We start from the raw sequence: 12,155 nt of genomic DNA, 5'->3' as shown, positions 1-12,155 counted from the left end.
GAGGATGCCAAACTAGGCACGTGGAGTACGCCGAGTTCGACGCCGAACGCCGCCGGATCACCAACGCCTGGGGTGAGGAGATCACCGACCCGGCCGTACTGCGCACGATGGTCGAAAACCTGCGCCGGCAGGCAGCGACTATCCCTGGTCAACAAGATCGGCTCAAAGCTGACCGTTACCTCGAGACGCTGGACGCTCTGGTGGACGCGGCACGTACTCCCGGCAGTGAGACCGTCCAGCGGGCCTCCGATGCGATGCAGCGGGCGGTCGCACCCATTGGTACGGCTGCCGAGCGCCGCCTCCGTGCCGAGGAGGGGATCGCCGAGATCACCCGGATCGCGGCCACCGCTCCGACCCAAGAGGAGCACGACGCCGCCCTCGAACACATCGAAACGCTGGCCGAGACCCTCGACCTCCTGGACGCCGAAGGCGATCAGCCCGAAGCCGGCCCAGGCGTCGCCAGGGCGGCCGACGGCCCCTCCATCATCGCGCCACGGTCCGCCGTCGACGGATCCGGCGTCGGCGAGTCCGGCATCAGTGATTCCGGCGTCGGCGAGTCCGGCGTCGAGGAGACCGGCGTCGACGATCGGACCGCGGGTTTCGCCAACGACCCGGCACTGCGCCGGCCAGGACAATTTCCCGGGCAACGCTCCGGCGCCGCCCCGGCCCGGCCGACCACCGGCAGCACACCGAAGGCACCAGGCCGCGAGTTCTGAGAAGCCACCCGCCCCGGTCCGGCTCGGCACCCGGCTCGCACCCAACACCGGGCTCGCACCCATCACCCATCACCCGGCGCCCATCACCCGGTCGTCGTCGAGGCACGTGACGCGACCGCCGCGCTCGCCCCCGGCGCCTGGCGCGTACCCGGGACCTGGCTCGTACTCGGCACCCGGTGCGTACCTGGTATCCGAGCCGGGGTGTCCGGCGTGCTGGTGGACCCGGTGGGTTGGGGGGATTCGGAGCGTCGGCTCCGCGCGGCTGCGGGCTGGAGTGCGTTCGCCGATGGAATGATGCTCACGTGGAGTACGTGGAGTTCGACGCTGCGCGACGCCGGGTGTTGCGCTCCTGGGGCCGGGAGCTCGTTGAGCCGGAAGCTTTGGCGGCCGCCGTGGAGCGGTTGCGGGCGGATGCCGAGACGATCCGGGACGACGCGGAGCGGGCGAAGGCACGCCGCTACCTGACCACCCTCGACAACCTCGTCATCGAGGCCCGTACCCCAGAGAGTGAGTCCTTGCGAGCAGCCTCGAACGTACTGCTCCGTGCCCTCGCCCCGGACGGTACGCCGGTCGAACGCCGGGTTCGCGCGGCGACCGCGATGGCCGAAATCAACCGGATCGCGCGGGTCGCACCCACGCCTGCCGAATGTGCTGCCGTGCTGGAGCTGAACGAGTCACTGGCCGAGATCATCGAGCTGGAAACCGAGGTTTGAGATGGCCCTCCGCAGACGGCACGACAGCCCGGTTCCGGATATCGGCAACGGGCTCTTCGAACGGATCCAGCAGGCGGTCCTGCGGGAGTCCGGCGCCGCCCAGTCGTTGTGGAACGGCTGGATCGGCTACACCGACCAGCCAGGCTTGCGGGGCAGGGCCGATCCGGCCGGCCGGATCAGCTTCGATCAGGACTCGGTCATCGAGCCCCTGCAGAGGATGTTCGCGACCGGCGGGCAAGGGGCGACCGTACGGGACTGGATACGGTTCCGGAACGCGCTCAAGACCGTCATCCACGAGTACACGCATTTGCTGGCGCCGAAGGGCGTCAAGCACCGCGATCGGCTCGAAGCCATGAAGGTGCCCGAATCCAAGGCGATCGAGGAAGGGGTCACCGAGGCCTGGAGTCAGGCCGTGGTCGACCGGGTCGCCCGTCAGGTCCTGCCCCGAGCTCTGGTCGAGGGCGTGCTGGCGGTGCAGAAACAGCGTGGGCCGCACTCGTACCCCGCGTGGGAGCCCGCCGCCCGCGCGTTCGCCGACCAGGTCGGGATCGAGACCGGTCTCGACGGTGACGAGGTGTTGCGGCAGATGGCCGGGCAGCAGCGCGACGGAAAGCCGTGGGTGGCGGCGGATCTGTTGTTCGATGCGTCGCAGCTGCCGAATCTCGTGCCGGTCAAGGAGCAGGAGGCGATTCGGGAGGAGCTTGCCGGGGAGATTCACCATGGGTTCGCCGGGCTGATGGAGCTGAAGGACAACGCCGATCCCGCGGTCAATCGCCGGTCGGTCTCCAGGCAGACAGGTATGGAGCTCGCAGACTTCGCGATGGACATCGTTCGCAGCGCCGAGGCGTACTACGGCTCCGGTCCCGAGCAACAGCAGCAACAGAGCCGGGGGCGGCAGGAACAGCGTGGCCATCAGCAGACGGGTGGGTGGCCGGACCAAGACCAAGAACATGATGTGAACCTGCGGGCGGCGTTCGGGGCTCAGTTGCCGGCTTCGGAGGCGGTGCGGGTTCGGCAGGGGGAGGGCGGGGACGGACGCTCCGGCGGCCCGAACTCGGGCCCCGCGACCGGCCGCTCCACCGAACCACCAGCCCGCTGACCATCCACCATCCCCCGTCTGTTCAGCCCACCGACCATCCGAGCCGGCTGACTCCGAGCGCCGGCTGTTAGCTGGGGCCGGCGGCGAATAGTTTGGTTAGGCGGGCGGCTCGGACCAGGTCGCCTTGGACGGTGAGGTGTTGTTTGAGGACGGCGGTGATCGGGTCCTCGTTGCCGGTGACTACTCGGAGCAGGGTGGTGGGGTCGGTGCGGATGGAGATGTCCGCGGCGCCGCCGGGTGGTTTCAGGGTGCAGTGGCCGTCGTGGATGTGCAGGCAGTACTCGGTGACGGCTTCGGGCCGGGCGGACCCGCCCGCGCCGGTGATCTGCCAGCTGATGACAGCTTCGAATCCGGCGGCCCGGGCGGGTCGGAGGTACTCCGGCATCCGGCGAAAGATCTCGCGCAACGCGATCTCTCGTACTCCCCCGATGAGTCGATGCCGAAGCTCCCGCTCCGACGTCCGGTCGACCAGTCGGGCCAGCTCGCTCGCGTCCAGGGCGGCGACACCCTCGGACTCCAGCCAGCCGGCACTGCCTCGTTCGGTCATCGACCACCCCCGCGGCAGCTTCCCTACCAGACCGTAGGAATTTCCTATGTGGCCGTGGCTTTGTCAAGTACTGACGAATGCGCGGACCGGTGACGCAGAGTGGTCAAAACTGTGGGGTAGCTGAGCAGTCGGTCACGATCGGCTTCCAGTGGATGGACTCGGCGGCGGCGACGCGCGTCCGCCGATAGGGTGGGCGAACGTGAGCGAGACCGGAAGTGAGACCCGTACCCGCGCGCGGTTCGAGGTGCCTGAGGAACTCAGGGCCGACGTCCGCCTGCTCGGCGAGATCCTCGGCAAAGTTCTGGTCGAGTATGCCGGTCAGCCGCTGCTCGACGACGTCGAGAAGCTGCGTGAGCTGACCATCGCCGGCGACGGTGCCGCGGCCGAGGCGCTGGTGGCCTCCTGGCCGCACGAGCGTGCCGAGGACGTGGCCCGTGCCTTCACCTGCTATTTCCATCTGACGAACCTCAGCGAGGAGCTGCATCGCGCGCGCGTGCTGCGTGAGCGTGATCGGGCCGGCAGCGAGGCGGTGGTTTCGGAGCTGGCCCAGGCGGTCGAGCAGATCACCAAGGAGAGCGGCGAGCAGCAGGCGCGGGCGTTGCTGAACGGCCTGGAGTTCCGCCCGGTGCTGACGGCGCATCCGACCGAAGCGCGGCGCCGTGCCGTACTGGCGACGATCCGCCGCATCTCGTCGTTGCTGGACGAGCGGCACGACCCGCGTGCCGGTGACAGCGACCTGGCCGGGAACCGTCGCCGGCTGGTCGAGCAGGTCGACGTCCTCTGGCGTACGTCCCAGCTCCGCACCAGCCGCCCGACTCCGCTGGACGAGGTCCGGTCGGCGATGGCGGTCTTCGAGGAGACGCTGTTCGATGTCGTCGGCAACGTGTACCGGCGGCTCGACGACGCGCTGGCCGGAGACGCGGCCGGGACGCGTACGCCGGTGGTGGCCCCGTTCGTGCATCTGGGGTCGTGGATCGGTGGTGACCGCGACGGCAACCCGAACGTGACCGCCGCGATCACGCGCGAGGCGATGCAGATCCAGGCCGACCACGTGCTCCGGGCGCTGGAGCGGGCCACTGAGCAACTCGGCCGTTCGCTGACGCTGGACGCCGCGACCACGCCGCCGTCCGCGCCGGTCCGTCGGCTGCTGGAGGACGCCCGTGCGGTGAACCCGGAGCTGATCGGGGACATCGAGTCCCGTTCGCCCTCCGAGCCACACCGGCAGCTGCTGCTGCTCGCGGCGCGCCGGTTGGCGGCCACTCGGTCCCGGGACGCTGACTTCGGCTACCCGCGCTCCGCTGACTTCCTGCACGAGCTGAAGGTGCTGCAGGACTCCCTGGTGACCGCTGGTGCGCCACGCCAGGCGTACGGCGAGCTGCAGCAACTCATCTGGCAGGTGAACTCGTTCGGCTTCCACTTGGCCGAGCTGGAGATCCGCCAGCACTCCTCCGTCCACGCCAAGGCGCTGGAGGAGGTGCTGGGCGGCGGTGAGCTGTCGGACAAGACCGAAGAGGTGCTGGCGACGCTGCGGGTGATCGCACAGATCCAGCAGCGCTTCGGCCCGGAGGCCTGCCGTCGGTACGTCGTGTCGTTCACCCGCAACGCCGGTGACCTCGCAGCTGTGTACGAGCTGGCGGACGCCGCGCTTGACGGCCGTCCGATCGAGCTGGATGTCGTGCCGCTGTTCGAAACCGGTGAAGACCTGCAGAACTCGGTGGAGGTGCTGGACAACGCCATCCAGCTCACCCGCGTACGCCATCGGCTCACTGCGAACGACCGGCGCTTCGAGGTGATGCTGGGCTACTCCGACTCCGCCAAGGACGTCGGACCGGTGTCGGCGACGCTGGCGCTGTACGACGCGCAGGCGCGGATCACTGCCTGGGCGCAGCGCAATGCCATCCGGCTCACGCTGTTCCACGGTCGTGGTGGTGCACTGGGCCGTGGTGGTGGCCCGGCCAACCGCGCAGTACTTGCACAGGCTCCTGGCTCGGTTGCTGGTCGGTTCAAGCTCACTGAACAGGGTGAGGCGATTCCGGCTCGGTACGGGAACGCTCCGATCGCGCAGCGGCACATCGAGCAGGTCACTGCGGCGACGCTGCTGGCGTCGACCCCTGCGATCGAGGAGCGGGCCACTGTGGCCGCGGAGCGGTTCGCGGTGATGGAGAAGACGCTCGACGAGGCTGCGCGGACGGCGTACCACCGGCTGGTGAAGGCGGACGGGTTCGCGGAGTGGTTCAGTACGGTGACTCCGCTGGAGGAGCTGGGGCAGCTGCCACTGGGTTCACGTCCGGCCCGGCGTGGTGTGGCGGTTTCGTCGCTGGAGGACCTGCGGGCGATCCCGTGGGTGTTCGCCTGGTCGCAGGCGCGCGTCAACGCACCAGGCTGGTACGGGCTGGGCACAGCGCTCTCTGCAGTTGGTGACGTACCTCTGCTGCAGGAGGCGAACCAGAACTGGCCGTTGTTCCAGGTGATGCTGGAGAACGCGGAGATGTCGCTGGCGAAGACGGATCGGCGCATCCTCGGCCGGTACCTCGAGCTGGGTGACCGGCCGGAGCTGACGCAGCAGATGCTGGACGAGCATGCACTTACTACCGAGTGGGTGCTGAAGGTGCTTGGCCAGGAGCGGCTGCTGCAGGGGCGGCGTGTACTGGGCCGTGCGGTCGAGCTGCGCAACCCGTACGTCGATGCGCTCAGCTACCTGCAACTGCGGGCGCTCCGGACGCTGCGTACCGATGACTCACTGGACGAGGAGCAGGTCATCCGTACCCGACGGCTGTTGTTGCTGACCGTTTCGGGTGTTGCAGCCGGCCTGCAGAACACCGGCTGATGTTCAACGACCTGGACCGGCCCCCGCTGGACGAGAAGTTCCTGCGGGGCCGGTTGGTGCGTCCCGGTTCGCTGTGGACGCAGATCGATGTACTGGCCGAGACACCGTCGACCAATGCGGTCGTGGCAGCCGCGGCCACTGCCGGTCAGCCAGAGGGGCTGGTAGTCACTGCTGAGTACCAGTCGTCCGGTCGTGGCCGACTGGGCCGGACATGGACGACACCGGCGCAGTCAGCTGTGCTCATGTCTGTTCTGCTGCGACCGACAGCGGTGGAAGCGTCCCGCTGGCCGTGGCTTGGCCTGCTGGTGCCACTAGCTGTGGCTGCGGCTGTCCGTGAGGTCGCGGAGATCCCAGCGCAGGTGAAGTGGCCGAACGACGTACTGGTCGAGAATCGCAAGCTGGCCGGCATCCTCCTCGAACGCGTCGAAGGACCGGCCGGAGGACCTGTCGGAGGGCCGGCCGCCGTGATCGGGATCGGTCTGAACGTGACGCTCCGCGAGTCGGAGAAGCCGCATGAGGCTGCTACCTCACTGGCGTTGGAGCAGGCGGCCACCACCGACCGCGCGACCGTACTGGCGGCGGTCCTGAGGCAGCTCGCCAATCGCTATCGGTCGTGGGTCGAGGCGAACGGTGACCCGGGCGTCATCCTGCCCGAGTACCGCGAGCTGTCCGCGACCCTCGGTCAGCAGGTACGCGTCGAGCTTCCGGACGGTACGTTCCTGACCGGTACCGCCCGTGACCTGGCCGATGACGGCCGGCTGATCGTCGACACCCGCGACGGCGTACACCAGCTCGCCGCCGGCGACGTGACCCACCTGCGCACGACGCCGCCGGCGACGTGACGCACCCGCGTGCTACGCGGTGAAGATCTTCGCCGCGGTGATCAGGGTTTCGACGATCCCGTAGCCGAGCAGTACGGCGACCAGGAGCCACGAGATCACCAGGCGTGCGGTCTGGTTCATCGGGCTGCCTCCGTCGTACTCGCGGGCTGTTCGTGGAACCGGTCGGCGACCGCGCGGATCAGCAGGTTGGCGACGAATCCCACCGCCAGTACGCCGACCATCGTGAACAGCGCCGGCCGGTACGCCGATGCCGTCAGCGTGCCGGGTTTGCCCTCCCGGTCGAGGAAGCCGTTCACGATCAGCGGCCCGGCGATCCCGGCCGCCGACCACGCGGTCAGCAGCCGGCCGTGGATCGCGCCGACCTGATACGTACCGAAGAGGTCCCGCAGGTACGCGGGCGCGGTCGCGAATCCGCCGCCGTAGAACGAGATGATCACCGCCGCGAGCAGTACGAACACCGCCGTACTGGTGTGCCCGACCGTGGCGAGCAACGTGTACGCGATGATGCCGATGCCCAGGTACAGCGCGTAGATCGGCTTCCGGCCGATCACGTCCGAGGTGGACGACCAGCCGAACCGGCCGCCCATGTTGAAGATCGACAGCAGCCCGACGAACCCGGCGGCCGCCGCGACCGCGACGCTTGACATACCGTCCTGGCCGCGGAAGAAGTCCTGGATCATCGGGCTGGCCTGTTCGAGGATGCCGATACCCGCGGTCACGTTGCAGAACAGCACGATCCACAGCAACCAGAACTGCGGTGTCCGGATCGCGTTCGCCGCGGACACGTTCGCGCTGGTGACGAGGGTCTTCTGGCGTACCGCGGCCGAGTCGAAACCGTCCGGTGTCCAGCCGTCGGCGGGGACCCGGATGGTGAAGACGCCGAACATCATGATCGCGAAGTAGCCGATGCCGAGGGTGAGGAACAGCCCGGCCAGCGCGCCGCCGCCCGCGACCGACGTACTCACGTTCGGGTCGTAACCGGAGTCGTACAGCCCGAGCAACTGCCGGGACAGCGGGCTGGCGACGAGGGCGCCGCCGCCGAAGCCCATGATCGCCAGGCCGGTCGCGAGCCCGGGCCGGTCCGGGAACCACTTGATCAGCGTGGAGACGGGGGAGATGTACCCGATGCCGAGGCCGATCCCGCCGATCACGCCGTACCCGAGGTAGACCAGCCAGAGCTGACCGGTACCGATGCCGAGGGCACCGACCAGGAATCCGGCCGACCAGAAGCAGGCGGCGACGAACATTGCCTTCCGCGGGCCGTTGCGTTCGACCCAGGTGCCGCCGATCGCGGCGGACAGACCGAGCATCACGATCGCGATGCTGAACACCACGCCGACCGCGGTCTGGCTGCTGCCGAAGTGCTTGACCATCGAGGTCTTGTAGACGCTGGTCGCGTACGCCTGCCCGATGCAGAGGTGTACGGCCAGCGCGGCCGGCGGGATCAGCCAGCGGCTGTAACCCGGTGGTGCGACGGTGTGCTCGCGGTCGAGTATCGGCAAGACGGCCATCCCGGCTCCCTCGGCTGGTAACCCCTCGCGCATCATTGCTCACTGTATGCATCTTGTGAAGAGTTGAACCGCTTCGGACGGGTTCGTGTCGGGACAGGACAACCGAACCCGGCACCTGTGAGACTGGGGGTATGGCGATCTCGGCGAAGTTGTTGGGTGAGGACGAGTACATCGTCGTCAGCACCCGGACGCACTGGAAGGCGCTGATCGGGCCGGTCTTCCTGCTGCTGGTGGTGGCCGGCGCGGGCGGGTTCCTGGCCGCGATCGTGCCGTCGGGCTCGTTGCAGACGCCGGCCCGGATCGCGATCCTCGCGGTCGGGGTGGTGCTGCTGGCGGCGTTCGCGCTGAAGCCGGTCCTGAACTGGTACTTCTCCACGTACACCGTGACGAACCGGCGGCTGATCACCCGGCACGGCATCCTGACCCGGACCGGGCGGGACATCCCGCTGATGCGGGTCAACGACGTCTCGTACGAGCACGGCCTGATCGACCGCATCCTCGGCTGCGGCACGCTGCACATCGAGTCGGCCGGCGAACGCGGTCAGGTGGAGCTGCCGGACGTGCCGCACGTCGAGCACGTCCACCTGCAGATGTCCGACCTGCTCTTCGGCGGCCCGGACGGCAAGATGGGCGACGGCATTCTGGACGACGAGGAGCCGCCGGAGCACATGCGCCGCCGCCCGGAGCAGGCCCAGCAGCAACGGCCACGCTCAGCGGACGACGGCGAAACGATCTTCAGCTCAGACGACGACGACCGTCGCTGACGATCAGAAGATCTCCAGGCTGACTGGCGCGACCGCCCAGCGGAACGCGGCGCTCACCTGGCTGAGCGCGCCCGGCGTGTGCTCGACCACCCGTCCGGTCGGTACGAACTCGGCCAGCGACCGAGCGCCCAAGTACGTCGCGCCGAGCTCGGTCACCGACAAACTCAGATCGGCCGCGTCCTCCGTACGTACACAGGTCACCGCCGCGCCGTCAGCGGTGAGCCGGAACCGCCCGGTGTTCGCCGCGATCAGGTCGTCGGTCACTTCGAGCACGACATCGAGCGGTACGGAGTACCGTCGCTGGCTCAGCGCCCGTGGTACATCGGTGACGCGCACCCACAACCCCTCGCCCAGCCGCCGATCCAGCGCGGTCGGCGTGGCCACCAGGTGCACCAGTGCCTCGTCGACGCTGGCGAAGCCGTAGCCGAGCTTGCCGCTCAGGTCCATCGTCAGCAAGTACTGCCAGATCGCCTTGTACGCGGCCGGTTCGGGCGCGGCGAGCTCTTCCAGCAGTACCTCGTTCAACGGACCGGTCTGGGTCCAGTTCATCTTGCCGCGCCAAAGCGCGTACCCGTCGATGGTGCCGCTCTCGTCGCGGTGCACGAGGATGCGGAGGGCGTTCCAGCCGTGGCGGTCCTCCGGCTTGTCCTCGAGGTGCTTCCGCCAGGCCGGCTCGGTCCGGCTGGACACGCCCGGCCGCTGCTCCTGCAGCCGGCGCAGGATCGGCGGCAGCTCCTTGAGCGCGTCCTCGGTGGTCAGCTCACCGAGCTCACCGGGCCGCAGCCGATCGTTGGGTGGACCAACACGATGCAGGTCCGCTTCATAGCCGACCTTCCAGGACGAGGTCGCGTACCCGAACCGGCCGTAGATGGCCGGCTCGCTGGCCCACAGCACCGCGATCGCCTCTGGTACTTCGCGCAGCTGCCGCCCGATCAGCCCGGACATCACGCCGCGCCGCCGGTGCGTCGGCAGTACGCCGACACTGGTCACGTGCGCCGCGTCGACCACCGCGCCGGGGACGGACAGATCCCGCGTCAGCACCCGCGTCGTACCGATGACCTTGCCGTCGTCGGTCGCCACCAGTGCCCGCTCCGGCTCGAACAACTCGGCCGAGAGTTCGTCGAAGGACGGTTCGAACATCATCGCCGCGGCGAACACGGTCCGGAAGGTCTCGTATTCGCTCGCCTGCGCGGTACGTATCTCGATCTCACTCACCTCCGCATCCTCACATATGCGTGGTGAGGTGGGGAGAATCAGCGAACGGTGGGCAGATCCCCGGTGTCCGGGTCGAGCTCGGCCGGCGAGTCCGGTGCCGGGGTGTGTTCGACCTCGTCGAGCGCTATCTCCTCGCGGAAGACGAACTTCCGGTACGACCAGAAGCGGAACAACGTGCCGAGTCCGAGGCCGACGAAGTTCGCCGCGATGTTGTCGGACAGCCAGGTGTGCAGGTCCAGCACGTACCGCGAGAAGGCCAGACAGCCGGCCGCGATCAGCAGCCCGATCCCGTTCAGTACGAAGAACAGCACGTACTCCCGGCGGAGGCCGCTGCGCTCCCGGTGCCGCCAGGTCCAGTACCGGTTGCCGAAGTACGTGGCGACGGTGGCGACCGTGGTCGAGATCAGCTTCGCGGTCAGCGGCTTGTGGTGCAGCATGCCCTCACCGGAGTCGGCGAGCACCAGCGGGTTGTTGAAGACCAGCCAGTTGTAGATCGGCAGGTCGACGACCAGACCGAGCAGACCGACGAGTCCGAACTTTGCCACTTCGTGCACCAGGTGCTGGAACTGGCGGTACAGCGTGGTGACGAGCTTCAACGGGGTTCGGAACTTTCTGTGATCGGACAGCGACAACGGGGTCAGCCTCCCACGGTACCCGGCGACCGGTCCTACCCCGAAATCCCCCGCGCGCCGCGGTGGCCGCCGTCTGGCTCATGATGTATGGACATTAGGCTCCGGGTTGTGAAGTTCGATCGAGAAGATCTGCCCGTCGGTACGCCCGTGGTCGGCATGGTGGGTGGGGGTCAGCTGGCCCGGATGACCCAGGAAACGGCCGTCGCGCTCGGCATCCAGCTCCGGGTGCTCGCCGAAGGACCTACGGTGTCGGCCGCCCAGGCGGTCGCGGATGCCCCCGTCGGCGACTACAAGGACCCGGAGACGGTGCGGCGGTTCGCGGCCGGTTGTGATGTGGTCACGTTCGACCACGAGCACGTACCGACGGACCTGCTGCACTCGCTCGAGGCGGACGGGATCGCCGTGCGGCCTGGTCCGGACGCGCTCGTGCACGCCCAGGACAAGGCCGTGATGCGGGCCCGGCTGGACAGCTTCGACGCGCCGTCCCCGGCTCACCAGGTGGTCGAGACCCCGGCCGACGTCGCGGACTTCGCCAAACGCGTCGGCGGGTTCCCGATCATCCTGAAGACCACCCGCGGCGGGTACGACGGCAAGGGCGTGTGGTTCGTCGACGGACCGGACGACGCGGCGGTCGCGGCGGCGTTCGGGTCCGGCGTTCCGATCCTGGCCGAGGAGAAGGTCGACTTCGTCCGCGAGCTGTCCGCGATCGTGGCCCGCTCGCCACACGGGCAGGCGGTCGCGTACCCGATCGTCGAATCGGTGCAGCGGGACGGGATCTGCGTCGAGGTCACCGCGCCGGCCCCCGGCCTCGCGCCGGAGCGGGCCGCGCTGGCCCAGCAGACCGCGCTCCGGATCGCCGGTGAGCTCGGCGTCGTCGGCATTCTCGCGGTCGAGATGTTCGAGGCGCGGGACGGCCGGCTGCTGGTCAACGAGCTGGCGATGCGCCCGCACAACACCGGGCACTGGTCGATCGACGGCGCGGTCACGTCCCAGTTCGAGAACCACCTGCGCGCGGTGCTCGACCTGCCACTCGGTTCGCCGGCCGCGCGGGCGCCGTACACGGTAATGGTGAACGTGCTCGGTGGTGACGTCGAGGACATGCACCGCGGGCTGCTGCACTGCATGGCGCGCGACCCGGAGCTCAAGGTGCACTTCTACGGGAAGTCGGTGCAGCCCGGGCGCAAGGTTGGCCACGTCACCGCGTACGGCGCTGATCTGGACGAGACCCGCGAACGCGCCCGGCACGCGGCCGCGTACCTGACCGGCACGATCGACGAATAGGACTGTTG

The 12,155-nt window shown here is 68.7% G+C and carries 12 protein-coding genes; 7 read left to right on the top strand and 5 right to left on the bottom strand.

The genetic code is table 11. The features are described from left to right. Nucleotides 1–20 precede the first annotated feature (20 nt). The 3 genes from HDA44_RS19485 (at nucleotide 21) to HDA44_RS19475 (ending at nucleotide 2,528) form a co-directional block, all read left to right on the top strand. Nucleotides 21–716: a hypothetical protein gene (locus tag HDA44_RS19485; protein WP_184836446.1), complete on the top strand. Its 696-nt coding sequence runs from the start codon at nucleotides 21–23 to the stop codon at nucleotides 714–716. A 302-nt stretch (nucleotides 717–1,018) separates the two neighbouring features. Then, nucleotides 1,019–1,429: a hypothetical protein gene (locus HDA44_RS19480; RefSeq protein ID WP_184836444.1), complete on the top strand. Its 411-nt coding sequence runs from the start codon at nucleotides 1,019–1,021 to the stop codon at nucleotides 1,427–1,429. A gap of 1 nt (nucleotide 1,430) precedes the next feature. After that, complete coding sequence (locus tag HDA44_RS19475; protein WP_184836442.1) at nucleotides 1,431–2,528, top strand: hypothetical protein; 1,098 nt, start codon at nucleotides 1,431–1,433, stop codon at nucleotides 2,526–2,528. A gap of 67 nt (nucleotides 2,529–2,595) precedes the next feature. Here HDA44_RS19475 and HDA44_RS19470 read toward each other — a convergent pair whose 3' ends face one another. Beyond that, on the bottom strand, nucleotides 2,596–3,075 hold the full coding sequence (locus HDA44_RS19470) for an SCP2 sterol-binding domain-containing protein (RefSeq protein WP_184836440.1): 480 nt from the start codon (nucleotides 3,073–3,075) through the stop codon (nucleotides 2,596–2,598). A gap of 199 nt (nucleotides 3,076–3,274) precedes the next feature. Between HDA44_RS19470 and HDA44_RS19465 the strand changes: the two genes are divergently transcribed. Beyond that, nucleotides 3,275–5,902 carry a phosphoenolpyruvate carboxylase gene (locus tag HDA44_RS19465; RefSeq protein ID WP_184836438.1) on the top strand — a complete coding sequence of 876 codons (2,628 nt, stop codon included), beginning with the start codon at nucleotides 3,275–3,277 and terminating at the stop codon, nucleotides 5,900–5,902. Further along, on the top strand, nucleotides 5,902–6,744 hold the full coding sequence (locus HDA44_RS19460; RefSeq protein ID WP_184836436.1) for a biotin--[acetyl-CoA-carboxylase] ligase: 843 nt from the start codon (nucleotides 5,902–5,904) through the stop codon (nucleotides 6,742–6,744). The genes HDA44_RS19465 and HDA44_RS19460 overlap by 1 nt, the downstream gene beginning before the upstream one ends. Nucleotides 6,745–6,756: 12 nt before the next feature. Here HDA44_RS19460 and HDA44_RS38940 read toward each other — a convergent pair whose 3' ends face one another. Together HDA44_RS38940 and HDA44_RS19455 are read right to left on the bottom strand one after the other, a co-directional pair. Beyond that, nucleotides 6,757–6,864, bottom strand: coding sequence for an MFS transporter small subunit (locus tag HDA44_RS38940; RefSeq protein ID WP_420488533.1), 108 nt, complete (start codon nucleotides 6,862–6,864; stop codon nucleotides 6,757–6,759). Continuing rightward, the gene (locus HDA44_RS19455) at nucleotides 6,861–8,255 is read right to left on the bottom strand and encodes an OFA family MFS transporter (RefSeq protein ID WP_184836434.1); all 1,395 of its coding nucleotides are present in this window, start codon (nucleotides 8,253–8,255) and stop codon (nucleotides 6,861–6,863) included. Before HDA44_RS19455 ends, HDA44_RS38940 begins: the two co-directional genes overlap by 4 nt. Before the next feature lie 131 nt (nucleotides 8,256–8,386). On the opposite strand from HDA44_RS19455, the gene HDA44_RS19450 reads away from it, so the two are divergent. Then, nucleotides 8,387–9,019: a PH domain-containing protein gene (locus tag HDA44_RS19450; RefSeq protein WP_184836432.1), complete on the top strand. Its 633-nt coding sequence runs from the start codon at nucleotides 8,387–8,389 to the stop codon at nucleotides 9,017–9,019. Between the two features lie 3 nt (nucleotides 9,020–9,022). Here the strand turns inward: HDA44_RS19450 and HDA44_RS19445 are convergent, their stop codons facing one another. Beyond that, the gene (locus HDA44_RS19445; protein WP_184836430.1) at nucleotides 9,023–10,234 is read right to left on the bottom strand and encodes a GNAT family N-acetyltransferase; all 1,212 of its coding nucleotides are present in this window, start codon (nucleotides 10,232–10,234) and stop codon (nucleotides 9,023–9,025) included. Nucleotides 10,235–10,272: 38 nt separating this feature from the next. Beyond that, nucleotides 10,273–10,830: a GtrA family protein gene (locus HDA44_RS19440; RefSeq protein WP_184836428.1), complete on the bottom strand. Its 558-nt coding sequence runs from the start codon at nucleotides 10,828–10,830 to the stop codon at nucleotides 10,273–10,275. Between the two features lie 192 nt (nucleotides 10,831–11,022). Here HDA44_RS19440 and HDA44_RS19435 point away from each other — a divergent pair, with 192 nt between their 5' ends. Beyond that, nucleotides 11,023–12,147 (top strand): 5-(carboxyamino)imidazole ribonucleotide synthase, encoded by a 1,125-nt coding sequence (locus HDA44_RS19435; protein WP_238353173.1) that lies wholly within the window; start codon nucleotides 11,023–11,025, stop codon nucleotides 12,145–12,147. The last annotated feature ends 8 nt before the right edge of the window (nucleotides 12,148–12,155 follow it).

The organism is Kribbella solani (assembly GCF_014205295.1).
Classification (GTDB): domain Bacteria; phylum Actinomycetota; class Actinomycetes; order Propionibacteriales; family Kribbellaceae; genus Kribbella; species Kribbella solani.
The sequence above is the reverse complement of the archived record's forward strand: the minus strand, read 5'-3'. Positions and strand labels throughout refer to the sequence as shown.